Here is a 24,068-nt window from a genome sequence, read left to right as displayed (position 1 = left end):
TTTAAATCGCAGCCCAAGAAACAGGTGAATTTCGTGAGCCAGCCTACGCCAGCCGTGCGTACCTTCCAAGACTTGATCCTCGCCCTCCAGCAATACTGGGCCGAGCAAGGTTGCGTGGTACTTCAGCCCTACGATATGGAAGTAGGCGCCGGCACTTTCCACACTGCCACGTTTCTGCGTGCCATCGGCCCGGAAACCTGGAACGCCGCCTATGTGCAGCCCAGCCGCCGCCCGACTGACGGCCGCTACGGCGAAAACCCGAACCGCCTGCAGCACTACTACCAGTTCCAGGTGGTGCTGAAGCCGAACCCGGAGAATTTCCAGGAGCTGTACCTGGGCTCCCTCAAGCACGTCGGCCTCGACCCGCTCGTGCACGATATCCGTTTCGTCGAAGACAACTGGGAATCGCCGACCCTGGGCGCCTGGGGCCTGGGCTGGGAAGTCTGGCTCAACGGCATGGAAGTGACCCAGTTCACCTACTTCCAGCAGGCGGGCGGCATCGAGTGCTACCCGGTCACCGGCGAGATCACCTACGGCCTCGAGCGCCTGGCGATGTACCTGCAGGGCGTGGACTCGGTCTACGACCTGGTGTGGGCCGACGGCCCGTTCGGCAAAGTGACCTACGGCGATGTGTTCCACCAGAACGAAGTGGAGCAGTCGACCTATAACTTCGAACACGCCAACGTCGACAAGCTGTTCGAACTGTTCGACTTTTATGAAAGCGAAGCCAAGCGCCTGATCGAGCTGGACCAGCCGCTGCCGTTGCCGAGCTATGAAATGGTGTTGAAGGCGTCCCACACCTTCAACCTGCTGGACGCACGCCGGGCGATTTCCGTGACCGCGCGCCAGCAATACATCCTGCGTGTGCGCACCCTGGCGCGTTCCGTTGCGCAAGCGTACCTGCTGGCCCGTGCCAAGCTGGGCTTCCCGATGGCGACCCCGGACCTGCGTGATGAAGTGTTGGCTAAGCTGGAGGCTGCACAATGAGTGCTCAAGATTTTCTGGTTGAACTGGGCACTGAAGAACTGCCACCCAAAGCCCTGAACACCCTGGCCGAAGCGTTCCTGGCCGGCATCGAGAAAGGCCTGCACGCCGCTGGCCTGAATTTCGAAACCAAACACGTCTATGCCGCGCCGCGCCGCCTGGCCGTGCTGATCACTGCCCTCGAAACCCAGCAACCCGACCGCAGCATCAACCTTGATGGTCCGCCACGCCAGGCCGCGTTCGATGCCGACGGCAACCCGACCCAGGCCGCCCTGGGCTTCGCCAAGAAGTGCGGCGTGGACCTGAGCGAAATCGACCAGAGCGGTCCGAAGCTGCGCTACAGCCAGAGCATCAAGGGCAAGCCGACCGCCAGCCTGTTGCCGACCATCGTCGAAGACTCTCTGAACGACCTGCCGATTCCCAAGCGCATGCGCTGGGCCGCGCGCAAGGAAGAGTTCGTGCGTCCAACCCAATGGCTGGTGATGTTGCTCGGTGACCAGGTCATCGATTGCACGATCCTTGCCCAGAAGGCCGGTCGCGACTCCCGCGGCCACCGCTTCCATCATCCACAAAGCGTACGCATTACCGCGCCGGCCAATTACCTGGCCGACTTGCGCGCCGCCTACGTGCTGGCCGACGCCAACGAGCGCCGCGAGCTGATCAGCAAGCGCACCGAAGAACTGGCGACCCTGCAGGAAGGCACCGCCATCGTGCCGGCCAACCTGCTGGACGAAGTGACCGCGCTGGTGGAATGGCCGGTGCCGCTGGTGTGCTCGTTCGAGGAACGTTTCCTTGAAGTGCCGCAGGAAGCGCTGATCACCACCATGCAGGACAACCAGAAATATTTCTGCCTGCTGGACGCCGAAGGCAAGTTGCTGCCGCGTTTTATCACGGTCGCCAACATTGAAAGCAAGGATCCGCAGCAGATCGTCGCCGGTAACGAAAAAGTCGTTCGCCCGCGCCTGACCGATGCCGAGTTCTTCTTCAAGCAAGACAAGAAACAACCCCTGGAAAGCTTCAACGAGCGCCTGCGCAACGTCGTGTTCCAGGAAAAACTCGGCAGCGTCTACGACAAGGCCGAGCGCGTTTCGAAACTGGCGGCGTACATCGCCCCACGCATCGGCGGCGATGCCCAGCGCGCGGCGCGTGCCGGCATCCTGTCCAAGTGCGACCTGTCCACGGAGATGGTCGGTGAGTTCCCGGAGATGCAAGGCGTCGCAGGTTACTACTACGCCCTCAACGACGGCGAGCCGCAAGACGTCGCCCTGGCCCTGAACGAGCAGTACATGCCGCGCGGTGCCGGTGCTGAACTGCCGACCACCCTGACCGGTGCGGCCGTGGCGATCGCCGACAAGCTCGACACCTTGGTCGGCATCTTCGGCATCGGCATGCTGCCCACGGGCAGCAAGGACCCGTATGCCTTGCGTCGCGCGGCGCTGGGTGTGTTGCGGATCCTGATCGACAAGCAATTGGACCTGGACCTGAACGACGCCGTGGCCTTCGCCGTCAATGCGTTCGGCAGCAAGGTCAAGGCTGCCGGCCTGGCCGATGCAGTGTTGGAATTCATCTTCGACCGCCTGCGTGCGCGTTATGAAGACGAAGGCGTCGACGTTGCGACCTACTTGTCGGTGCGTGCCCTGAAACCGGGTTCGGCCCTGGACTTCGACCAGCGCGTACAAGCGGTGCAAGCCTTCCGCAAATTGCCGGAAGCGGCAGCGCTGGCGGCGGTGAACAAGCGCGTATCGAACCTGCTGGGCAAGGCCGAAGGCAACATTGCGGCCACCGTCGAAGCCAAGTACTTCGACAATGCCAACGAGTTTTCCCTGTACTCGGCGATCCAGCAGGCGGACCAGGCGGTCCAGCCAATGGCGGCGGCGCGTCAGTACAGCGAAACCCTGGCGCGCCTGGCGGCACTGCGCGAGCCAGTGGATGCGTTTTTCGAGGCGGTGATGGTCAACGCTGAAGATGCCAACGTTCGGGCCAACCGCTATGCACTGCTGGCGCGCCTGCGTGGGCTGTTCCTCGGTGTTGCCGATATTTCGCTGCTGGGGTAAATCTTGAAACTGCTGATTCTCGATCGGGATGGGGTGATCAATCACGACTCCGACGCTTACATCAAATCGGTGGAGGAGTGGTTGCCGATACCCGGTTCCATCGAGGCCATCGCGCAGTTGAGCAAGGCCGGCTGGACGGTGGCGGTGGCCACCAACCAGTCGGGCATTGCACGCGGTTACTATGAACTCGCCGTCCTCGATGCCATGCATCAGCGCTTGCGCGACCTGGTGGCAGAGCAGGGCGGGGAGGTCGGCTTGATCGTCTATTGCCCGCACGGGCCGGACGAAGGTTGCGATTGCCGCAAACCCAAGCCAGGCATGTTGAAAACCATCGCCGCTCATTACGGCATCGCGCTGTCAGGTGTGTGGTTTGTCGGCGACAGTCTCGGTGACCTGGAGGCGGCCAAGGCCGTCGATTGTCAGCCAGTTTTGGTAAAGACCGGGAAAGGCGAGAAGACTCTGGGCAAGACCCTACCGGTGGGCACCTTGATTTTTGACGACCTGGCGGCGATTGCCGCTGAACTTATCCACAATTAGAGCTCCCTAGACATCCTGATCAAGGATCGTTCGGGAAGCGCTTAAGCAGGCGGGCCTTGCCCGCAATGGTAAACGCCGCTATGTCGATACTGCAGGCCATCAGAACCTTTCTCTTTTACCTGCTGTTGGGCACCAGCTCCTTGCTGTGGTGCACCTTGAGTTTTTTTGTCGCGCCATTCATGTCGTTCAAGACGCGCTACCGCTTCATCAACGTTTACTGGTGCCGCTGCGCCTTGTGGTTAAGCAAGGTATTCCTGGGTATCAGTTACGAAGTGAAGGGTGCCGAGAACGTGCCTGACCGGCCCTGTGTCATCCAGTCCAACCACCAAAGCACTTGGGAAACATTCTTTCTCTCCGCCTACTTCGAGCCGTTGAGCCAGGTGCTCAAGCGTGAACTGTTGTTCGTGCCGTTCTTCGGCTGGGCCATGGCGATGCTGCGTCCGATTGCCATTGATCGCGACAATCCCAAGGTTGCACTCAAGCAGGTCGCGCAAAAAGGCGACGTGCTGCTCAAGGACAACGTTTGGGTGCTGATCTTTCCTGAGGGTACTCGTGTGCCTTATGGGACGATCGGCAAGTTTTCCCGCAGCGGTTCCGCATTGGCGGTAAACGCGTCCCTGCCGGTGCTGCCAATTGCACACAATGCGGGCAAATTCTGGCCAAAGGCTGGCTGGATCAGAAAACCGGGTGTCATCACAGTGGTTATCGGCAAACCCATGTACGCAGAGGGCACTGGGCCCCGCGCGATCGCTGAGCTCAACGATCGCGTACAGGCTTGGAATGAGCAGACGCAAAGGGAACTGGGTTCGCTTCCGCCAGCGCCTGCCGCACCCGCAGCACCGGACCAGCTCGCTGTTTGAGAACTGTGGATAACCTGTGTACCGTTTTATCCGATTTCGTTGCTTTTATTTTTTAACCCTTTGTTTTTAAAGCATATTTCTTAAGCACATAAAACAGCTGAAAAGGTGCATAAGTTTTTATACCCGCCAAATCGCAGCTTCGCCATTCCGTCGAAGACTGCGATTTTTCGCTCAGCTCAGCAGTTGAAACCGCAAGCTGAACGTCGTTCCCTTCCCGACCACACTATGACATCCGATCAGGCCACCATGACGATCCACGACCGCCTTGACCATGGACAGTCCAAGGCCGATACCGTCTACGCCGTGGGCGGAGGAGAAGCGTCGATACTGGCTGAACAACTCCGGCAGTTCCTCAGCGCCAATGCCTTTGCCCTGGTCGACGACGTCGCACATCAACCATCCCTCCACGCAGCGAACGTTTAGCGAAACGCGCGTTTCGCGCGGGCTGTATTTGATCGCGTTCTCCAGCAAGTTGAATATCGCGCGGGTCAGCAGCGGCTGATCGGCGCTGACCATGGCTTCGTCATCCTCCAGTTCGTGTTCCAGCTGGATATTTTTTGCCCGGGCAAGGGGCAATGCCTGATCGATCACGTCCAGGACCAGCATGGCAAACAAGGTCGGTCGGAATTGGTAGGCCTCTGACTCCGCCTTCGCCAGTTGCACAAAACCGTCGGTTAGATCCAAGGCACGACGCACCTGGTGCTCTATCTGATCGAACAATGGATTGTCCGCGCCAGCCTCATGTCGCTGCACGTCGAGCAGCGCGAGTATCGCCGAATGTGGCGCGCGCAGGTCATGCGACAAAAACCGGAGCATCACGCCGCGCTGTTCTTCTGCCTCGCGCTCGGCACTCAGGTCAGTCAGGCTCAGCAACCAGCCAATGGGCACGTCGCCCTCGACCGGCAGCAGTGCCGCACGTTCGAGGCGCAGGCTGCGCTCTCGGATATCGCGAAACTCAGTCAACGGCAAGGTAGACAGACGATGCGCAGGGCTGTGGTCCAGTGGCGGATACCCCAGGCGGGCCAGTTCCTCGATCACGTCACCGCCCACCAAGGTGTGGCCGAACAACTCACGGGCCTTGCGATTGCCAAGCAATATCTTGCCCTGCGGATCACTGATCATGGTGGCCACCGGCAGGTACTCCAAGCCATCGGCGATAAAACGACGGGTATCACGCGTCCGGCCCATGGCTTGTTCCAGTGCCATGATTTGCCCCTGCAAACGGTCACTTCCGGAATAGGAGGCTCGACGTCGCTCGGGGAATACTTTCGGCTCGGCATCCAGGCGGGCCAACTCCCAACCGAAATAAGCCAACACCACGCTCAATCGTCGCCAGTTCCAGATCAGGTAGCCACAGAGCATTCCCATCAAACTGGCCACCGGTGACCACCACCATCCCTGAGCGCCCAACAGTGCGCTGGTCAACAGGGCCACGCTCATGCCCCCCAGGGTGGTCCCCAGTGCAAGGCGGGGGCGCAACAAGAGCAAACCGAGCACGGCTCCAACCAGACACATGGACAGCAATGCGGCTTCTGGTCCATTGGGGGCCGTTTGCGTGCTGAACGAAATCAGCGCCGTCAGCGGTAACAGAAGCAAGCTTATCCAAAACCACTCCCGCATCAATTGCCGAAACAATTGTTGTACCTGAGTCGGTTCACGGCTTTCACGGCGACGCGGATTGCTCATAAGGGCCCTGGCGGAACATGAGGAAGAAAATTGCCAACACTCGGTCTTGGTAGGCAAGCCCGAGGACCGAGACTATAACGGACTCGATGGACGGCGTGCGGCTGCCTTTCCCTGCGCGTTGCGAGCCGGTATTGTCTCAGCCTGCGATGGGAGGATGGACGATTCAGCTATCGGGTTGGGCGTTCATGTCCACCTGGAAGATGTCCGTTATTTTTCGAGTTCAAGGAATCGCGTCATGCGTGTCGCCATACTGGACGATGAACCGGCCGAGCTGCGCCGGGTGGAACAGACACTGCAGCAAATCCCCGGCAGGGGCGAACAAGCCTGGACCCTGCACAGTTTCGAACGCACCGAAGACCTGCTGCGCCAACTGCGGCGTGAAACCTTCGACCTGTTGATCCTCGATTGGCAGTTGCCTGATATCAGCGGACTTGCCTTGCTGCGCTGGACGCGCGAGCACATGGACTCGCCGCCAGCCGCCATCATGCTCACCAGCCGCGACGGCGAGCACGACATCGTCCAGGCCCTCAACGCCGGTGCGGACGATTACGTCAGCAAACCGTTCCGCCCCAACGAACTCAAGGCCCGGGTCACCGCCGTGCTGCGCCGCCACAACTTGCAACGCACTCCGGCCAGCGAGGTGCTGGTGTTCAATGACCTGGAATTCGACGATGCCGAACTGACCGTCACCCGTGCCGGCATTCCCATCAGCCTCACCGAGCGGGAGTACCGCCTGGCCCGCTGCTTGTTCGCCAACCTGGGCCGGCCGCTGTCGCGTGAATATTTTTATGAGCGCTTCTGGACCCACGAGGAAATGACCTCGTCCCGTCCGCTCGACACCCATATCTATCGCCTGCGCAACAAGCTCGGGCTGACGGCGGATCGGGGTTGGCAGTTGCTGACGATCTATGGCTATGGGTATCGATTGGAGAGTGTGGCGGCGGGGAGTGAGGCGTCTGTCGCGAGTTAGGGAATAGCTCGGTATATCCGTGGCGAGGAGTTTCGTCCGGCTTTAGCTGGCTGGCGCTACAGTGCGAAGCGTTCGCGAGAAAAGCGGGGCCGCTACGCAGCCCATTGGGAGCAAGCTCCTTCGCCGCGGATTCCCACAATAAGCTTCGTGGGGCAGCAGGACGAGATAAGTAAATAGAGGATGGCCAACGCACGAGCGTTGGCCTTTTTCGTTGGGGCAGCGTGAACCGGATGCATATCCTTAACCAGCAATTTGAAAGGATTGGCGAAAGCGAAAATTCTCGCTTCCAAAATGATGGGTTCCACGTGGAACAAGCAAATGCAGCCATGATTGCCGGGGCGACGTGGATGACATTATCAATATGGAATGGAATGATGCATCTACCTGCTCCAGAATCAATGCGCCATCCTGAATATATATACACGCTGTTGTTGCATACAGGTATTGATTAATGACAAGATATATTTGAGTGAATCGTCGGGTATGTACTTGGCGACAATCGATCTGACATATATGGGGTATGTGTGGAAAGTCTACCGAACATGCTTGGTATCGTACTGGGCGTGGCACCAGCATTTATAATCCTGGGTGCAGTGAAAGGCATGCAGCCGTGGCGCATTTGGACATTGATAGCTGGACTTGCCTTGGTCATACACGCAACACTGATGGTAGGGATCATGACTGATTTCGTATCTCTCTTTGAAGCTTTGCAGGTGCAAGGCAAATTGACCGGAGAAATAGCATCGAACGCCCAAAAGCATCTTGCCCTCTGGACCATTATGTTCCCGGCAATTGTCGGTGCTATCGGTGCAAACTATCTAACGGCTTGGTTTCAATCAAACAAACCATAAGCGTTCCTGCCAATCCCGTGGATTAGCGCTCACGAGTGCTTGGATAGCTATATCTAGGCACTACCTAATCAAGGGCCGAAGGCGTTTACAACATTATCGACGAATCCACGGAAGGAAATGGATATGCAAAAAATATCAGAGCCGGAATTCAACCCACGCCTTTACATTGAGAGCTATTATTCTGCGCTAGAGATTGATAAGGATAATAATCCCTTTCCACGCCTGATGGCTTGGGAGTTTCTCTATGAATATATATGGGGTAAGGAGGGTCCTTGGAGTTCGCTGACCGATTCGACCAACCTCGACACTACCGCATTGCACGTGGGATTCTATCTGGCCAATTGGGGAATGTTTCGAGGCCGCTCGGAGCTGCTGCGCAACAGCAATCTCGACCTGATGAAGGAACTGGTAATGCGTCTTTTCCAAGGCCGGGGTCCTGAGTTATTTGACCTTAGCGCTAAGGACTTCATACCGGGAGCACCCAACCTTGAGCACAATCAGGCTCTACTGGACGAGGTGGTTCAGATCTTTCACGACATGCCTGGAAACGTGTCTTGGACCGACACCTTGATCAGTAAAATTTTACTAGGCGTCTGGGGTGAGTTCCCTGCACTCGACCGCTACTACAAACTTGGTATACGGTCATTCTACCCGCACCGCGGCCTAACCGAAGTCAGTGGTCGCTCACTCACGTCGTTGATGGAACTGGTCAAGACGGAGAAATTCGACCTTCCAACCATCGAAACCAAGAACTTACGACTTGCCTACCCAAAAGGACGCTTGTTAGATATGGCTTTTTTTCAAGCTGGCCTCAGAGGTAAAGGACACGCTTTTACGCTATGAGAATGGCGTCAACGTTGGATCTCGTCTTATACGCCGCCCTTTTATCACTTCGATCTAAAAATAATAAAAGCGTTATTCTTCATAGTGAATGAGGGCCGGCAAAAATTTGCTCGGGTAGCGAGATGGCAAATATGACTTATCCATATTCAATTCCGTCAGATTTTAAGCTGAATCTAACCTTCCATTTGCAAGGGTGTATGAGCCGATGAACGATGCCATAAAGCGTTACATAAGCAAAAAGACTCAAGATATGATTATGATGCCTCCTCTGAAGCGCGAGGCTTTTCGTCTGATAATTTGTTGCGCGTTTGCATTTATACTCAACGTGATTCTTTATACCGGTATTGAAACCGACGGCACTGTCAAGGGGTGGGCAGAAGGGCCATTGCAATTATTAGCCTCGACGACGATGCTCCTGTTTATGATTAAATTTTTCTTACCCGTGCTTGGTTGGACGATACTCAAAGCGGTACTTCTGAGTGCTAATAATACTTTCAGCGGAATTCTTAGCTTTCTGGCAAATCAATTTACCGGAGCGATGTATTGCGCAGGCCTTGTTCTAGGTTCAATCACACTAAAGCAGTACCTATTATCCAAATCGTTGGATGCAGAAATGGCCACCTTGTCAGCCTTCATGTTCCTGGCAGGTTTCATTTACTTCTATCTGTTTCAATGCGCGATCCAAAAAACCCCATTGCCTGCTCTTCTTAACCAGCCGATGCGCCGCCGATAGATCGACACTCTAATCGACGTATGTACCAATTGAACTGGCTCGTTACTCTTAGCCCTGCGGCCTGTACCTCTGGATTTCTATCGAGCGATCGCAACGTCACATTCCTTTTGATCGGCGATGGCTCTGCTAGCTCTGGCTCGCATGCGTGAAGGCGAGCCTTGGCCCGCCAGCAGGTAATCAAGCAGCCTTTTCGGCACCTTTTCATCTCGCAGCTAAAGTCTCGGTGACAGATAGAGACATATTGGTCGCAGGTTGAATGACATCGTCGACGGACGGAAGGGTGATCCAGTGAAGCACGAGGCCGGCCAATATGCTTGAGATAGTGTTGATTGAAAATGCGGCGATCGTATTACGCATTTTGAAGCGTCCATTTATTTTAGGTGGACCTCTATTAAATGCGCACAGGCGGTGTGGCACCACCACCTACAGAAAATTTCGTCGCACCCCAGAATGAGAACTCACAATCGGGAACCCACAACCGGATGAGGAGTGCATCCGCGACGAGGATTGCTCCAGCGCGCCAACAAAAAGGCCAACCCGCGCGGGTTGGCCTGTTCCTGGCGCAAAGCAGCATATTGGGAAATACACCAGCTTTTCTGGGATCCTACAACCGGATCAGAAATCCAGGTTAGACACCGCCAACGCATTGCTTTCGATGAAGTCACGACGTGGCTCGACCGCATCACCCATGAGGGTGTTGAAGATCTGGTCCGCGCCAATGGCGTCTTCGATGGTGACTTTCAGCATGCGACGCGAGCCCGGGTCCATGGTGGTTTCCCACAGCTGATCCGGGTTCATCTCACCCAGCCCTTTGTATCGCTGGATAGTGTGGCGCTTGGTGCTTTCGGCCATCAGCCATTCAAGGGCTTCCTTGAACTCGGTTACCGATTTCTTGCGCTCGCCACGTTGGATGTACGCACCTTCGTCCAACAGCGTGCTCAATTGCGCGCCGAGGGAAACGACAGTCTTGTAGTCGTTGCTGCCAAAGAAGTCGCGGTTGAAAGTGACGTAGTTCGACAGGCCGTGGGAGATCAGTTCGACCTCCGGCAGCCAGACGTTACGTTCACGGTCTTCGCGCAGGCTGGCCTTGTAGACCAGGCCGGATTTTTCCACGGTGCGCAGGCGTACTTCGTACTGGGCCAGCCAATCCTGCATCGCAGCGTGATCGGACAATTGCTCCAGGCTGACGGCCGGCAGGTAGATGAAGTGCTCGGTCAGTTCCTGTGGGTACAGGCGCGACAGGCGCTTGAGGGTCTTCATCACCAGGCGGAAGTCATTCACCAGGCGCTCAAGGGCTTCACCGGAAATGCCAGGGGCATCTTCGTTCAGGTGCAGGCTCGCGTCTTCCAGGGCCGACTGCGTCATGTACTCTTCCATGGCGTCGTCGTCTTTGATGTATTGCTCTTGCTTGCCTTTCTTGACCTTGTACAGCGGCGGTTGGGCGATGTAGATGTAACCGCGCTCGATCAGCTCCGGCAACTGACGGAAGAAGAACGTCAGCAGCAGGGTACGGATGTGCGAGCCGTCGACGTCAGCGTCGGTCATGATGATGATGTTGTGATAGCGCAGCTTGTCGATGTTGTACTCTTCGCGACCGATACCACAGCCCAGCGCAGTGATGAGCGTGCCGACCTCCTGGGAGGAAATCATCTTGTCGAAGCGTGCTTTCTCGACGTTGAGGATCTTGCCCTTCAACGGCAGGATGGCCTGGGTGCGACGGTTGCGGCCCTGCTTGGCGGAACCGCCAGCAGAGTCACCTTCCACGAGGTACAGCTCGGACAGGGCAGGGTCCTTTTCCTGGCAGTCGGCCAATTTGCCTGGCAGGCCGGCGATGTCCAGCGCGCCTTTGCGGCGGGTCATCTCACGAGCCTTGCGCGCGGCTTCACGGGCACGGGCGGCGTCGATCATCTTGCCGACCACCAGCTTGGCTTCGTTCGGGTTCTCCAGCAGGAAGTCGGAGAAGTACTTGCCCATTTCCTGTTCGACAGCGGTCTTCACTTCGGAAGAAACCAGCTTGTCCTTGGTCTGGGAGCTGAACTTCGGATCCGGCACCTTCACCGAAATGATCGCGGTCAGGCCTTCACGGGCATCGTCACCGGTAGTGGCGACTTTGTGCTTCTTCGCCAGGCCTTCCTGTTCGATGTAGTTGTTCAAGTTACGGGTCAGCGCCGAACGAAAGCCCACCAGGTGGGTACCGCCATCACGCTGTGGAATGTTGTTGGTGAAGCACAACAGGTTCTCGTTGAAGCTGTCGTTCCACTGCAGGGCGATTTCCACGCCGATGCCGTCTTCACGCTGGACGTTGAAGTGGAACACTTGGTTGACCGGGGTCTTGTTGGTGTTCAGGTACTCAACGAACGCCCGCAGGCCACCTTCGTACTTGAACAGCTCCTCCTTGCCGCTGCGCTCGTCCTTGAGGACGATGCCGACACCGGAGTTGAGGAAGGACAGTTCGCGAATCCGCTTGGCCAGGATGTCCCAGCTGAAGTGGATGTTCTTGAAGGTTTCGCTCGAAGCCTTGAAGTGGATCTGCGTGCCGGTGGTCTCGCTGTCGCCGACAATCGCCATCGGTGCCTGAGGCACGCCGTGGACATAGGTCTGTTCCCAGATCTTGCCGCTGCGGCGAACCGTCAGAACCAGCTCTTCGGACAGCGCGTTCACCACCGAGACACCTACGCCGTGCAAGCCGCCGGATACCTTGTAGGAGTTGTCGTCGAACTTACCGCCAGCGTGGAGGACGGTCATGATGACCTCGGCGGCGGAGACACCTTCCTCTTTATGCACATCTACCGGGATACCACGGCCGTTGTCGCGAACGGTGATGGATTCGTCCGGGTGGATGATGATGCTGATATCGTCGCAATAACCGGCGAGGGCTTCGTCGATGGAGTTGTCGACCACCTCGAACACCATGTGGTGCAGGCCGCTACCATCGTCGGTGTCGCCAATGTACATACCGGGACGTTTGCGTACGGCATCCAGGCCTTTCAGCACTTTAATGCTCGTTGAGTCGTACGTATTTTCTTCGCTCAATGCCTTCACTCCCGATGGTCGTGGGTCTGGGTGATACGGCCCTGTTCCACGTGGAACAGAGCGACTGGCGTTTCCGTCTGCCAGCCTTCCCTCAATAATTCGTGGTCTACACAGGTAATGAACACCTGGCAGCGTAAGTCTTCCAGCAAGCGGCACAGCGCACGGCGGTGGGCCTCGTCCAGCTCGGACGGCAAGTCATCCACCAGATAAATACACTGACCGCGACGGGCCTGGCTGACCAGATGCCCTTGGGCGATACGCAAGGCGCACACCACCAACTTCTGCTGACCCCGGGACAAAATGTCCGCGGCGTTATGTGCGCCCAATCTAAGACGCAAGTCAGCGCGTTGTGGTCCAGCCTGGGTGTGTCCCATCTGCTGGTCCCGCTGCAGCGAGCCAGCCAGCACGGCACTCAATTCCCGGTCTTTGTCCCATCCTCGGTAATAGCTGAGCGTCAGTCCCTCAAGCTCAACCAGTTCGCTCAAGGTCTGCTCGAAGACCGGTTTCAAGGCTTTGATATAAGCGCGGCGGTATTCATCGATTTCAGCGCTGGCCTGGCACAGTTCCCTGTCCCAAACCGCTTGCGAAACGGCGTCAAGTGTACCATGTCGCAGCCAAGAGTTACGCTGGCGCAGCGCCTTCTGCAGACGTTGCCAAGTCGCCATGAAACGCGGTTCCACGTGGAACACGCCCCAATCCAGGAACTGCCGACGGATCTTCGGTGCGCCTTCCAATAGACGGAAGCTATCCGGATTTATCAGCTGCAACGGCAGAATCTCTGCTAGCTGCGCAGCACTGCGGGCGTTCTGCCCGTCGATGCGAATCTGGAACTCGCCTTGGCGATCCCGGGAAATCCCCAGGGCGCTGTGGCCACCTTCCGCCAGTTCCACCTGCCCGAACACCGTGCACGCCAGTTGATCGTACTGGATGACCGGTAAGAGGCGGGTGCTGCGAAACGAACGGGCAAGCCCTAGCAGGTGCACGGCTTCCAGAACGCTGGTTTTGCCGCTGCCGTTGGCGCCGTAAAGGATATTGATGCGGGGGGAAGGGGAGAAGGTCACCGGGTGCAGATTGCGCACCGCGGTGACCGAGACGCGACTTAAGGACATCTAGCTGGTTACAGACGCATCGGCATGACAACGTAAGCCGAATCGTCGTTATCGGACTCCTGCACCAGCGCACTGCTGTTGGAGTCGGACAGGATCAGACGCACTTGCTCGGTGGTCATCACGCCCAGCACGTCCAGCAGGTAGCTGACGTTGAAGCCGATTTCCAGGGAGCCGCCGTTGTATTCAACGCCGACTTCTTCTTCCGCTTCTTCCTGCTCCGGGTTGTTCGCCTGGATCTTCAGCTGACCGTTGGCCAGTTGCAGGCGGATGCCGCGGTACTTCTCGTTGGACAGAATTGCAGTACGGCTGAAGGCTTCGCGCAGCGCTTGGCGATCGCCCAACACCAGCTTGTCACCGCCTTTTGGCAATACGCGTTCGTAGTCTGGGAACTTGCCGTCCACCAGTTTCGACGTGAAGGTGAACTCGCCAGTGGTAGCACGGATGTGGTGTTGGCCCAACACGATGCTGACATTGCCGTCCGGCTCGGTCAGCAGGCGGGCCAGCTCCAGGATGCCTTTACGCGGCACGATCACCTGGTGGCGATCCGGTTGACCGATATCGGCCTGCATCGAGCACATGGCCAGGCGGTGACCGTCAGTGGCGACGGCGCGGATAACGCCGGCAGACACTTCCAGGAGCATGCCGTTGAGGTAGTAACGCACATCCTGCTGGGCCATGGCGAAGCTGGTGCGTTCGATCAGGCGACGCAATTTGCTCTGGTCCAGGCTGCAGGTCAGCGAACCCGGGCCTTCTTCCACAGTCGGGAAGTCGTTGGCGGGCAATGTGGACAGGGTGAAGCGACTGCGACCGGCCTTGACCACGAGCTTTTGTTCATCGACCTTGATGTCGATCAGCGCATCGTTGGGCAAGCTCTTGCAGATGTCCATCAGCTTGCGCGCCGGCACGGTGATGGAACCCGGATCGGCCGGCTCTTCAAGTTGCACACGACCGACCAGCTCGACTTCCAGGTCGGTACCGGTCAGCGACAATTGCTGGCCTTCGACAACCAGCAGCACGTTGGAAAGTACCGGCAAGGTCTGGCGGCGTTCGACGACGCCCGCGACCAGTTGCAGGGGTTTCAACAGGGCTTCGCGTTGAATGGTGAAATGCATGGTCTAGTCCCTTGCCTTAATAAGCTGCGCTGGTGGTCATCAAGTGGTCAGTGTACGCAGCAGGTTCTTGTAGTCCTCGCGGATGTCCGCGTCGGATTCCTTAAGTTCGTTGATCTTGCGGCAGGCGTGCAGCACGGTGGTGTGGTCGCGTCCACCAAACACATCGCCGATTTCCGGCAGGCTGTGGTTGGTCAGTTCCTTGGACAAGGCCATGGCCACTTGGCGCGGACGTGCCACCGAACGCGAACGGCGTTTGGATAGCAGGTCGGAAATCTTGATCTTGTAGTATTCAGCAACAGTACGCTGAATGTTATCCACAGATACCAGCTTGTCCTGCAGCGCCAACAAGTCCTTCAAGGACTCACGGATAAGCTCGATAGTGATATCGCGCCCCATGAAGTGCGAGTGAGCGATCACCCGCTTGAGGGCACCTTCAAGCTCACGCACGTTCGAGCGAATACGCTGTGCAATAAAGAAAGCGGCGTCATGAGGCAGTTCGACCTTGGCCTGGTCGGCCTTCTTCATCAGGATCGCGACACGGGTTTCCAGCTCCGGCGGCTCGACGGCAACCGTCAGGCCCCAACCGAAGCGTGACTTGAGGCGTTCCTCGAGGCCTTCGATCTCTTTCGGGTAGCGGTCACTGGTAAGAATGACCTGCTGCCCGCCCTCAAGCAAGGCGTTGAAGGTGTGGAAAAACTCTTCTTGGGAACGTTCCTTGCGAGCGAAGAATTGAATGTCATCGATCAACAAGGCGTCCACCGAACGGTAGAAACGCTTGAACTCGTTGATCGCGTTCAGTTGCAACGCCTTGACCATATCGGCCACGAAACGCTCGGAATGCAGGTACACAACCTTGGCATTCGGGTTCTTCTTTAATAGATGGTTGCCCACCGCATGCATCAAGTGGGTCTTACCCAGGCCGACGCCGCCATACAGGAACAGCGGGTTGTAGCCGTGCTTGGGGTTGTCCGCCACCTGCCAGGCCGCCGCGCGAGCCAACTGGTTGGATTTACCTTCGACGAAATTCTCGAAGGTAAATGTCCGGTTCAGGTAGCTGGTGTGCTTGAGAGCGCCTTCGACCTGGACAGTGCGCTGTTCGGCCCGCACCGGTGCCTGCTGGGAGCTGGCGCCGGCCATTGGGTCGAAGCTGTCCCGGGAGGGCTCTTCGCTGACTTCGGCAACCTTTTGCGCGTTGCGTTTGCTCGGGGCGGGCGTGGGCGCCGTGGCGGTATGGTTGTTGACCTGTGCCGGGGCTGCCTGCTGGGCCTGGGAAGCTGCGGCAGCAGCCAGCGGCGCGTTGGGCGCGGCGCGAGGTGCCGAGCTGCGCTTGCTGCCTATTAATAAGGACAACGCAGGCGCCATGCCATTGCCATGCTCGTCGAGCAGTTCCATGACCCGGCCCAGGTACTTTTCATTGACCCAGTCTAGGACGAAACGGTTTGGCGCATAGACGCGCAATTCGTCGCCTTCGGCTTCGACCTGTAGCGGACGGATCCAAGTGTTGAATTGTTGGGCAGGCAGCTCATCGCGCAAAAGCTCCACGCACTGCTGCCAAAGTTCCACTGACACGGACATCCCCTAAGTTGAAAGCCGGTGAGGCAAAAACAAGCGGCCATTGTAGCGATCAGTCGCTCACTTATCCACATGCAGCTTGTCGGTCGCCCATGATTTATCAATGCGTTAAGTGAACGAAAGACGACGGGCGGTCAGTGGATAAGCCTTGTGGATAACCATGCCTGAGGTCGTTGCACAAGTGAGGGGGCAACTCGGTGGATAAACCCTCTGTGGATAACTGGCCATTCCACCCACAGCTTATCCGACAGTGCAGCACAGGCTGGACACTGCTTTCCCGCGTAGTTGTCATTCTCTGTACATGGCGGATTACAAGGCCTCAACGCTGTTATCCACAGATAGGTGGCAGCCTTGCTTTTATAAGCTTTACAGAAAAGCTTTAAATAATTCCTTCTTTATTTTTATATCTAGCGCTGTCTGACGAATCAGCCGAAAGCACCTGGACATCTATTTAAAGGAAACGCTGGTTGGAAATTGACCTAGAGGCTTGCTTTCTCTAGAATCCCCGGTCTCTTAAAACGGGGGCCATTCCGGCCCGTTGTGGACGAACCAGGTAACACGACATGAAACGTACTTTCCAACCAAGCACTATCAAACGCGCTCGTACCCACGGTTTCCGTGCTCGCATGGCTACCAAGAACGGTCGTGCCGTCCTGTCGCGTCGTCGCGCCAAAGGTCGTGCGCGTCTGGCAGTTTGATAATCCGGCACTGGAGGTGAGTCAGGACTTCAGTCGGGAAAAGCGTCTGCTTACACCCCGGCATTTCAAGGCAGTCTTTGACTCCCCTACCGGCAAGGTTCCGGGGAAAAATCTCCTGCTCCTTGCGCGCAGCAACGATCTCGATCACCCCCGACTCGGGCTGGTTATCGGGAAAAAGAGCGTAAAGCTCTCCGTTCAGCGCAATCGCCTCAAACGTCTGATGCGCGAATCGTTTCGCCTGAACCAGGATTCACTGGTCGGTTGGGACATCGTTATCGTCGCGCGCAAAGGTTTGGGTGACGTAGAAAACCCCGAATTGATTCAGCATTTCGGCAAGCTCTGGAAGCGACTGGCCCGTAACAAGCCGGTACCAGCAGTCAACACCGAAACTGTAGGGGTAGACAGTCACGATGCGTAAACTGGCGCTCGTTCCGATCCAGTTTTATCGCTACGCCATTAGTCCTTTGATGGCCAGTCACTGTCGTTTCTACCCCAGTTGTTCCTGCTACGCGTACGAAGCCATAGAAAATCATGGCCTCCTGCGCGGTGGCTGGCTGACCTTTCGTCGTTTAGGTCGCTGTCATCCGTGGAATCCCGGCGGTTATGACCCGGTTCCGCCTATCCCTACCTCCCGTTCTTCTTCGATGGCCGAGTAATCATGGATATCAAACGCACGATCCTGATCGTCGCCCTGGCAATCGTGTCCTACGTCATGGTCCTTAAATGGAACCAGGACTATGGCCAGGCTGCCCTGCCGACTCAGAATGTTGCAGCCAGCAATACCGCACCGAGCCTGCCGGATGCTCCAGTTGGCAACAACGCTGCCAGCAATGACGACATCCCACGTGCGGCAAGCGATACCAGCGCTCCTGCCGAAGCCCCAGTGGCCGTAAGCAAAGATCTCATCCAGATCAAGACGGACGTGCTCGAGCTGGCAATCGATCCACAAGGTGGTGACGTCGCCCAGCTGAAGCTGCCGCTGTACCCACGTCGCCAGGATCATCCGGAAATCCCGTTCCAGTTGTTCGACAACGGTAACGAGCGCACCTATCTTGCCCAAAGTGGCCTGATCGGTACCAACGGTCCGGATTCGAACCCGGCCGGTCGCCCGATCTACTCTGCCGAGAAGAAGACTTATCAACTGGCTGATGGTCAGGACCAACTGGTCGTGGACCTGAAGTTCAGCAAGGATGGCGTCAACTACATCAAGCGTTTCACAGTGAAACGTGGCATGTACGACGTAACCGTCTCTTATCTGATCGACAACCAGAGCGCCCAGCCTTGGTCCGGTGCGATGTTCGCGCAACTCAAGCGTGACGCCAGCGACGATCCTTCTTCCAGCACCGCCACCGGCACCGCGACTTACCTGGGCGCTGCCCTGTGGACAAGTTCGGAACCGTACAAAAAAGTGTCCATGAAGGACATGGACAAGGCTCAGCTGAAGGAAACCGTCCAAGGTGGCTGGGTTGCCTGGCTGCAGCACTATTTTGTAACAGCCTGGATCCCGCAGAAAGGCGACAGCAACGTCGTCCAGACACGTAAAGACAGCAAAGGCAACTTCATCATCGGTTACACCGGTCCGACATTGACTGCCGCCCCCGGTGCAAAAGCCGAAACGAGCGCCGTTCTGTATGCCGGTCCAAAAAGCCAAGCCGTGCTGAAAGAGCTGTCCCCAGGCCTGGAACTGACCGTTGACTATGGCTTCCTGTGGTTCATTGCACAGCCGATTTTCTGGCTGCTGCAACATATCCACAGCATCGTGGGTAACTGGGGTTGGTCGATCATTTTCCTGACCATGCTGATCAAGGGGATCTTCTTCCCGTTGTCGGCCGCCAGCTACAAGTCGATGGCGCGCATGCGTGCAGTGGCACCGAAACTGGCCGCTCTGAAAGAACAACATGGCGATGACCGGCAGAAAATGTCCCAGGCCATGATGGAGCTGTACAAGAAAGAGAAGATCAACCCGCTGGGTGGTTGCTTGCCGATTCTTGTACAGATGCCGGTTTTCCTCGCGCTTTACTGGGTTCTGCTGGAAAGTGTGGAGATGCGCCAGGCGCCGTTCATGCTGTGGATTACCGACCTGTCGATCAAGGATCCGTTCTTCATCCTGCCGATCATCATGGGCGCGACCATGTTCATCCAGCAGCAGCTGAACCCAACGCCTCCGGATCCGATGCAGGCGAAGGTCATGAAAATGATGCCAATCATCTTCACCTTCTTCTTCCTGTGGTTCCCGGCAGGTCTTGTGCTGTACTGGGTTGTGAACAACGTGTTGTCCATCACTCAGCAGTGGTACATCACGCGTAAGATCGAAGCGGCGACGAAAAAAGCCGAGGCGTAACTTGCTCTGTGGATAACCACACAAAACGCCCCCTAGTGGGGCGTTTTGCTATCTGCCACTTTTGTCTGGATACCGGTTTATGAGCACTCCGCGTGAAACCATCGCCGCTGTTGCCACCGCCCAAGGTCGCGGGGGGGTCGGCATCGTCCGTATTTCCGGGCCGTTGGCCAGTGTCGCGGCCCAGGCTATCAGCGGCCGCGTACTCAAACCGCGGTTCGCTCACTACGGGCCGTTCTTCGATGCGCAGCAGCAGGTGCTTGATGAAGGGCTCGCCTTGTATTTTCCAGGGCCCAACTCATTTACCGGTGAGGATGTGTTGGAGTTGCAGGGGCACGGCGGCCCAGTCGTCCTGGACATGCTGCTCAAGCGTTGCCTTGAACTGGGTTGCCGCCTGGCGCGACCGGGGGAGTTCAGCGAACGGGCGTTTCTGAATGACAAACTCGATTTGGCCCAAGCTGAGGCGATTGCCGATTTGATTGAAGCGAGCTCTGCGCAAGCGGCACGTAATGCGTTGCGCTCGTTGCAAGGGGCGTTTTCACAGCGTGTGCATAACCTCACGGAGCAACTGATCGGCCTGCGCATCTACGTCGAGGCAGCAATCGATTTCCCGGAAGAGGAAATCGACTTCCTCGCCGATGGCCACGTATTGAGCATGCTCGATAAGGTGCGCGAGGAGTTATCCACAGTATTGCGCGAAGCAGGGCAGGGCGCATTGTTGCGCGATGGGATGACCGTGGTGATTGCCGGCAGGCCGAATGCCGGCAAATCCAGCCTGCTTAACGCGCTGGCCGGGCGCGAGGCAGCGATCGTCACGGAAATCGCCGGCACTACTCGCGACATCCTGCGTGAACATATCCACATCGACGGCATGCCGCTGCACGTTGTGGACACCGCCGGTTTGCGCGACACCGAGGACCAGGTGGAAAAAATCGGCGTCGAGCGCGCTCTCAAGGCCATCAGCGAAGCCGACCGAGTGTTGCTGGTGGTGGATGCCACCGCGCCGGAAGCGGACGATCCCTTTGCCTTGTGGCCGGAATTCCTCGAGGTCCGCCCGGATCCGGCGAAAGTCACTCTGATTCGCAACAAGGCCGACCTGACCGGGGAAGCGATTGCCCTGGATGTCAGCGACGACGGCCACGTGACCATCAGCCTGAGCGCAAGGTCGGCGGGCGAGGGGCTGGAATTGCTGCGTGAGCATCTCAAGGCCTGCATGGGTTATGAACAGACTTCGGAGAGCAGCTTCAGCGCCCGCCGCAGGCACCTTGAGGCATTACGCCACGCCAGCGCGGCCCTGGAACACGGTCGTGCACAGTTGACCTTGGCGGGGGCCGGAGAACTGCTGGCCGAAGATCTTCGCCAAGCTCAGCATTTCCTCGGCGAAATTACCGGCGCCTTCAGCTCTGATGATTTGCTGGGACGGATCTTCTCCAGCTTCTGCATCGGTAAATAACCCCACCGGACTGACGACGAACCCGTGGCGAGGGAGCTTGTGCTCCCGCTCGGCTGCGAAGCAGTCGTAAACCGGCGGGTGCGGTGTGTCAGGTACTCCGCATTCGGCGGGTTTTGGGGCCGCTTCGCGACCCAGCGGGAGCAAGCTCCCTCGCCACAGGCCTATCGAGCGCAACACAAACCCGCTACCTCCTCTCTTTTTTGAACGGATTGCCCAAATGGTGGCGTGCCTGCGGGCGCTTCGGCGACCCCTTGTCGGCTGTTTCTGTGGATTAAGCTCTGTGAATAACTGCCATTGAGGTCGGTTGATAAACCACCTTCAAATCTGAAGATAACTGCCTCTGTGGATAACCACCTCATTAATCCACAGGCTTACACCGGTTATCCAAGCCCCTCAATGGCACATGACCACAAGGTTTTGAATCTCTGTACACATTGAAAATAAAGGCCTTCGGAACGTTATCCACAGATAAGGTGCTCAGTAAGAATAAACATAAAAACAAAGATTTTATAAATTTCTTTCTTTTTTATTTTTTTAACCGCGAGTTCTCCACAGCTGGTTAAATTTTGTGCAAAGGGTTCTTTAGAAAGGGCGAAGTCCCTATACTTGCCGACCTGGCTCAAAAAACACCCAGGACCAGACTCAAAACCTATTTCCGAATTACCTGAATAAAGCAGGCACGAGGTGCGTGGTGGATTTCCCTTCCCGTTTTGAAGTGATCGTCATCGGCGGCGGTCATGCCGGTACCGAGGCAGCACTTGCATCAGCACGCATGGGCGCGAAAACCCTGTTGCTGACGCATAACGTGGAAACCCTCGGTGCCATGAGCTGCAACCCTGCCATTGGTGGGATCGGCAAAAGCCACCTGGTCAAGGAAATCGATGCCCTTGGCGGTGCGATGGCCATGGCCACGGATAAAGGCGGCATCCAGTTTCGTGTGTTGAACAGCCGCAAAGGTCCGGCCGTGCGCGCTACCCGCGCACAGGCTGACCGAGTGCTGTACAAGGCCGCGGTCCGCGAGATCCTGGAAAACCAACCGAACCTGTGGATATTTCAACAGGCGGCCGATGACCTGATCGTCGAACAGGACCAGGTGCGCGGTGTGGTCACGCAAATGGGCCTGCGTTTCTTCGCCGATTCCGTGGTGTTGACCACAGGGACCTTCCTCGGTGGACTTATCCACATCGGTTTGCAGAATTTTTCCGGCGGGCGCGCCGGGGATCCGCCGTCGATTGCTCTGGCTCACCGTCTGCGTGAGTTGCCATTGCGTGTCGGGCGCCTGAAAACCGGTACGCCACCTCGCATCGACGGCAAGTCCGTGGATTTCTCGGTGATGACCGAGCAGCCTGGCGATACTCCGATCCCAGTGATGTCGTTCATGGGCAACAAGGAACAGCATCCACGGCAAGTCAGTTGCTGGATCACCCATACCAACGCACGCACCCACGAAATCATCGCGGCGAACCTCGATCGTTCGCCGATGTATTCCGCTGCCGGTGAAATCGAAGGTGTCGGCCCGCGCTATTGCCCGTCGATCGAAGACAAGATCCATCGCTTTGCCGACAAGGAAAGCCATCAGGTGTTTATCGAACCGGAAGGTTTGACCACCCATGAGCTATATCCGAACGGGATATCCACAAGCCTGCCGTTCGATGTGCAACTGCAAATCGTGCAGTCGATCCGTGGCATGGAGAACGCGCACATCATGCGTCCGGGTTACGCGATCGAGTACGACTACTTCGATCCGCGAGATCTGAAGTACAGCCTGGAAACCAAGGCCATTGGCGGCCTGTTCTTCGCCGGGCAGATCAACGGCACCACCGGTTACGAAGAAGCCGGCGCCCAAGGCCTGTTGGCCGGTGCCAACGCGGCACTGCGTGCCCAGGGCAAAGACAGCTGGTGTCCGCGTCGCGATGAGGCGTACATCGGTGTGTTGGTGGATGATCTGATTACCCTGGGTACCCAGGAACCGTATCGGATGTTCACGTCCCGTGCCGAATACCGCCTGATCCTGCGTGAAGACAACGCCGACTTGCGCCTGACCGAGAAAGGTCGCGAGTTGGGTCTGGTGGATGACGTGCGCTGGGCTGCGTTCTGCAAGAAACGCGAAAATATCGAACTGGAAGAGCAACGCCTGAAAAGCACCTGGGTTCGTCCGGGTACCGAGCAGGGCGATGCCATTGCGGCGAAATTCGGCACGCCGCTGACCCACGAATATAACCTGCTCAACCTGTTGAGCCGGCCGGAAATCGATTACGTCGGGCTGGTGGAAGTGACCGGCCAGGGAGCGGATGATCCGCAAGTGGCCGAACAGGTCGAGATCAAGACCAAATACGCCGGTTACATCGACCGCCAGCAGGATGAAATCGCCCGCCTGCGTGCCAGCGAAGACACCAAGCTGCCTGTGGATATCGATTACACCGGCATTTCCGGGTTGTCGAAAGAAATCCAGAGCAAGCTCGGCGCAACGCGTCCAGAAACCCTGGGCCAGGCATCGCGCATCCCCGGTGTAACCCCGGCAGCGATTTCGCTGTTGATGATTCATTTGAAAAAACGCGGCGCGGGCCGCCAGTTGGAGCAAAGCGCTTGAGTTCGATGGTCACCTCGCAACACGCTGAAGAGTTATCCACAGGTGCCCGTCAGCTCGGCGTCAGCCTGAGCGAAGCCCAGCATGCTCAATTGCTGGGTTACCTGGCGCTGTTGATCAAGTGGAACAAGGCCTACAACCTGACCGCGGTGCGTGATCCGGATGAAATGGTTTCGCGGCATTTGCTCGACAGCCTCAGCGTGATGTCCTTCATCGAGAACGGACGTTGGCTGGACGTCGGCAGTGGCGGCGGCATGCCCGGTATCCCGTTGGCGATCCTGTTTCCCGACTCAAAAGTGACCTGTCTGGACAGCAACGGCAAGAAGACCCGCTTCCTGACCCAGGTCAAACTCGAACTCAAACTGGATAACCTGCAAGTTATCCACAGCCGCGTCGAAGCGTTCCAGCCGGCTGAGCCATTCAACGGGATCATCTCCCGGGCGTTCAGCAGCATGGAGAACTTCAGCAATTGGACTCGCCACTTGGGCGATGCCAATACGCGGTGGCTGGCAATGAAGGGCGTTCATCCGGCCGATGAGCTGGTAGCATTGCCGGCAGACTTCCACCTCGATAGCGAACACGCCTTGACCGTACCCGGTTGCCAAGGCCAACGCCATCTGCTGATACTGCGCCGCACGGCATGATTGG

Annotated in this window: 21 protein-coding genes; 16 read left to right on the top strand and 5 right to left on the bottom strand. The window is 57.4% G+C overall.

All coding sequences use genetic code 11. The features are described 5' to 3' along the window. Positions 1–33 precede the first annotated feature (33 nt). From glyQ to KSS97_RS01010, 4 genes are all read left to right on the top strand, one after another. The gene (gene glyQ / locus KSS97_RS01025) at positions 34–987 is read left to right on the top strand and encodes a glycine--tRNA ligase subunit alpha (protein WP_022641565.1); all 954 of its coding nucleotides are present in this window, start codon (positions 34–36) and stop codon (positions 985–987) included. Next, on the top strand, positions 984–3,038 hold the full coding sequence (gene glyS / locus KSS97_RS01020; protein WP_030139015.1) for a glycine--tRNA ligase subunit beta: 2,055 nt from the start codon (positions 984–986) through the stop codon (positions 3,036–3,038). Before glyQ ends, glyS begins: the two co-directional genes overlap by 4 nt. A 3-nt stretch (positions 3,039–3,041) precedes the next feature. Beyond that, a complete protein-coding gene (gene gmhB / locus KSS97_RS01015; RefSeq protein WP_030139016.1) occupies positions 3,042–3,575 on the top strand; it encodes a D-glycero-beta-D-manno-heptose 1,7-bisphosphate 7-phosphatase in 534 nt (177 codons plus the stop codon). Positions 3,576–3,655: 80 nt separating this feature from the next. After that, positions 3,656–4,435, top strand: a complete 780-nt coding sequence (locus tag KSS97_RS01010) for a lysophospholipid acyltransferase family protein (protein WP_217861950.1) — start codon at positions 3,656–3,658, stop codon at positions 4,433–4,435. 171 nt (positions 4,436–4,606) lie between these two features. Here KSS97_RS01010 and KSS97_RS01005 read toward each other — a convergent pair whose 3' ends face one another. Then, on the bottom strand, positions 4,607–6,121 hold the full coding sequence (locus KSS97_RS01005) for a PAS domain-containing sensor histidine kinase (protein WP_217860725.1): 1,515 nt from the start codon (positions 6,119–6,121) through the stop codon (positions 4,607–4,609). 235 nt (positions 6,122–6,356) lie between these two features. Here KSS97_RS01005 and KSS97_RS01000 point away from each other — a divergent pair, with 235 nt between their 5' ends. The 5 genes from KSS97_RS01000 (at position 6,357) to KSS97_RS00980 (ending at position 9,518) form a co-directional block, all read left to right on the top strand. Next, a complete protein-coding gene (locus KSS97_RS01000) occupies positions 6,357–7,091 on the top strand; it encodes a response regulator transcription factor (protein ID WP_217860723.1) in 735 nt (244 codons plus the stop codon). Between the two features lie 230 nt (positions 7,092–7,321). Next, positions 7,322–7,543: a hypothetical protein gene (locus tag KSS97_RS00995; protein WP_198796137.1), complete on the top strand. Its 222-nt coding sequence runs from the start codon at positions 7,322–7,324 to the stop codon at positions 7,541–7,543. A 90-nt stretch (positions 7,544–7,633) separates the two neighbouring features. Then, positions 7,634–7,942: a hypothetical protein gene (locus KSS97_RS00990; RefSeq protein WP_198796138.1), complete on the top strand. Its 309-nt coding sequence runs from the start codon at positions 7,634–7,636 to the stop codon at positions 7,940–7,942. Between the two features lie 123 nt (positions 7,943–8,065). After that, the gene (locus KSS97_RS00985; protein ID WP_217860721.1) at positions 8,066–8,785 is read left to right on the top strand and encodes a hypothetical protein; all 720 of its coding nucleotides are present in this window, start codon (positions 8,066–8,068) and stop codon (positions 8,783–8,785) included. 205 nt (positions 8,786–8,990) lie between these two features. After that, positions 8,991–9,518, top strand: a complete 528-nt coding sequence (locus KSS97_RS00980) for a hypothetical protein (RefSeq protein WP_217860719.1) — start codon at positions 8,991–8,993, stop codon at positions 9,516–9,518. A 615-nt stretch (positions 9,519–10,133) separates the two neighbouring features. On the opposite strand, the gene gyrB is transcribed toward KSS97_RS00980, so the two are convergent. The 4 genes from gyrB to dnaA are packed head-to-tail and all read right to left on the bottom strand — an operon-like array spanning position 10,134 to position 16,341. Next, positions 10,134–12,551: a DNA topoisomerase (ATP-hydrolyzing) subunit B gene (gene gyrB / locus KSS97_RS00975; RefSeq protein WP_030139021.1), complete on the bottom strand. Its 2,418-nt coding sequence runs from the start codon at positions 12,549–12,551 to the stop codon at positions 10,134–10,136. Positions 12,552–12,556: 5 nt separating this feature from the next. Then, entirely contained in the window at positions 12,557–13,660 is a 1,104-nt protein-coding gene (gene recF, locus KSS97_RS00970; RefSeq protein ID WP_030139022.1) for a DNA replication/repair protein RecF, read from the bottom strand. Positions 13,661–13,668: 8 nt separating this feature from the next. Next, the gene (gene dnaN / locus KSS97_RS00965) at positions 13,669–14,772 is read right to left on the bottom strand and encodes a DNA polymerase III subunit beta (RefSeq protein WP_003196145.1); all 1,104 of its coding nucleotides are present in this window, start codon (positions 14,770–14,772) and stop codon (positions 13,669–13,671) included. A 39-nt stretch (positions 14,773–14,811) separates the two neighbouring features. Further along, positions 14,812–16,341: a chromosomal replication initiator protein DnaA gene (dnaA, locus tag KSS97_RS00960; RefSeq protein ID WP_030139023.1), complete on the bottom strand. Its 1,530-nt coding sequence runs from the start codon at positions 16,339–16,341 to the stop codon at positions 14,812–14,814. Positions 16,342–16,907: 566 nt separating this feature from the next. Between dnaA and rpmH the strand changes: the two genes are divergently transcribed. From rpmH to rsmG, 7 genes are all read left to right on the top strand, one after another. Next, positions 16,908–17,042, top strand: coding sequence for a 50S ribosomal protein L34 (gene rpmH / locus KSS97_RS00955; RefSeq protein ID WP_003213577.1), 135 nt, complete (start codon positions 16,908–16,910; stop codon positions 17,040–17,042). Positions 17,043–17,058: 16 nt separating this feature from the next. Then, complete coding sequence (rnpA, locus tag KSS97_RS00950) at positions 17,059–17,460, top strand: ribonuclease P protein component (RefSeq protein ID WP_030139024.1); 402 nt, start codon at positions 17,059–17,061, stop codon at positions 17,458–17,460. Beyond that, on the top strand, positions 17,453–17,698 hold the full coding sequence (gene yidD / locus KSS97_RS00945) for a membrane protein insertion efficiency factor YidD (protein WP_010465488.1): 246 nt from the start codon (positions 17,453–17,455) through the stop codon (positions 17,696–17,698). Before rnpA ends, yidD begins: the two co-directional genes overlap by 8 nt. Positions 17,699–17,700: 2 nt before the next feature. Further along, positions 17,701–19,383 (top strand): membrane protein insertase YidC, encoded by a 1,683-nt coding sequence (gene yidC, locus KSS97_RS00940; RefSeq protein WP_030139025.1) that lies wholly within the window; start codon positions 17,701–17,703, stop codon positions 19,381–19,383. Positions 19,384–19,462: 79 nt separating this feature from the next. After that, positions 19,463–20,833, top strand: coding sequence for a tRNA uridine-5-carboxymethylaminomethyl(34) synthesis GTPase MnmE (mnmE, locus tag KSS97_RS00935; RefSeq protein WP_030139026.1), 1,371 nt, complete (start codon positions 19,463–19,465; stop codon positions 20,831–20,833). A gap of 691 nt (positions 20,834–21,524) precedes the next feature. Next, complete coding sequence (gene mnmG / locus KSS97_RS00930) at positions 21,525–23,423, top strand: tRNA uridine-5-carboxymethylaminomethyl(34) synthesis enzyme MnmG (RefSeq protein WP_030139027.1); 1,899 nt, start codon at positions 21,525–21,527, stop codon at positions 23,421–23,423. A 5-nt stretch (positions 23,424–23,428) separates the two neighbouring features. After that, entirely contained in the window at positions 23,429–24,064 is a 636-nt protein-coding gene (gene rsmG, locus KSS97_RS00925) for a 16S rRNA (guanine(527)-N(7))-methyltransferase RsmG (protein ID WP_187293307.1), read from the top strand. The last annotated feature ends 4 nt before the right edge of the window (positions 24,065–24,068 follow it).

Origin of the sequence: Pseudomonas alvandae, from assembly GCF_019141525.1 — a bacterium.
GTDB lineage: Bacteria > Pseudomonadota > Gammaproteobacteria > Pseudomonadales > Pseudomonadaceae > Aquipseudomonas > Aquipseudomonas alvandae.
This window is presented reverse-complemented; position numbering and strand designations above follow the sequence as displayed.

Excerpts from the sequence above, each read along its gene's own strand:
- KSS97_RS01010 (WP_217861950.1), top strand. The coding sequence starts at position 3,656 with ATGTCGATACTGCAGGCCATCAGAACCTTTCTCTTTTACCTGCTGTTG.
- KSS97_RS00980 (WP_217860719.1), top strand. The coding sequence starts at position 8,991 with ATGAACGATGCCATAAAGCGTTACATAAGCAAAAAGACTCAAGATATG.
- mnmE (WP_030139026.1), top strand. The coding sequence starts at position 19,463 with ATGAGCACTCCGCGTGAAACCATCGCCGCTGTTGCCACCGCCCAAGGT.
- KSS97_RS01005 (WP_217860725.1), bottom strand. The coding sequence starts at position 6,121 with ATGAGCAATCCGCGTCGCCGTGAAAGCCGTGAACCGACTCAGGTACAA.
- rpmH (WP_003213577.1), top strand. The coding sequence starts at position 16,908 with ATGAAACGTACTTTCCAACCAAGCACTATCAAACGCGCTCGTACCCAC.
- KSS97_RS00985 (WP_217860721.1), top strand. The coding sequence starts at position 8,066 with ATGCAAAAAATATCAGAGCCGGAATTCAACCCACGCCTTTACATTGAG.
- yidD (WP_010465488.1), top strand. The coding sequence starts at position 17,453 with ATGCGTAAACTGGCGCTCGTTCCGATCCAGTTTTATCGCTACGCCATT.
- dnaN (WP_003196145.1), bottom strand. The coding sequence starts at position 14,772 with ATGCATTTCACCATTCAACGCGAAGCCCTGTTGAAACCCCTGCAACTG.
- KSS97_RS00995 (WP_198796137.1), top strand. The coding sequence starts at position 7,322 with ATGCATATCCTTAACCAGCAATTTGAAAGGATTGGCGAAAGCGAAAAT.
- recF (WP_030139022.1), bottom strand. The coding sequence starts at position 13,660 with ATGTCCTTAAGTCGCGTCTCGGTCACCGCGGTGCGCAATCTGCACCCG.
- KSS97_RS00990 (WP_198796138.1), top strand. The coding sequence starts at position 7,634 with ATGCTTGGTATCGTACTGGGCGTGGCACCAGCATTTATAATCCTGGGT.
- yidC (WP_030139025.1), top strand. The coding sequence starts at position 17,701 with ATGGATATCAAACGCACGATCCTGATCGTCGCCCTGGCAATCGTGTCC.
- glyS (WP_030139015.1), top strand. The coding sequence starts at position 984 with ATGAGTGCTCAAGATTTTCTGGTTGAACTGGGCACTGAAGAACTGCCA.
- rsmG (WP_187293307.1), top strand. The coding sequence starts at position 23,429 with ATGGTCACCTCGCAACACGCTGAAGAGTTATCCACAGGTGCCCGTCAG.
- KSS97_RS01000 (WP_217860723.1), top strand. The coding sequence starts at position 6,357 with ATGCGTGTCGCCATACTGGACGATGAACCGGCCGAGCTGCGCCGGGTG.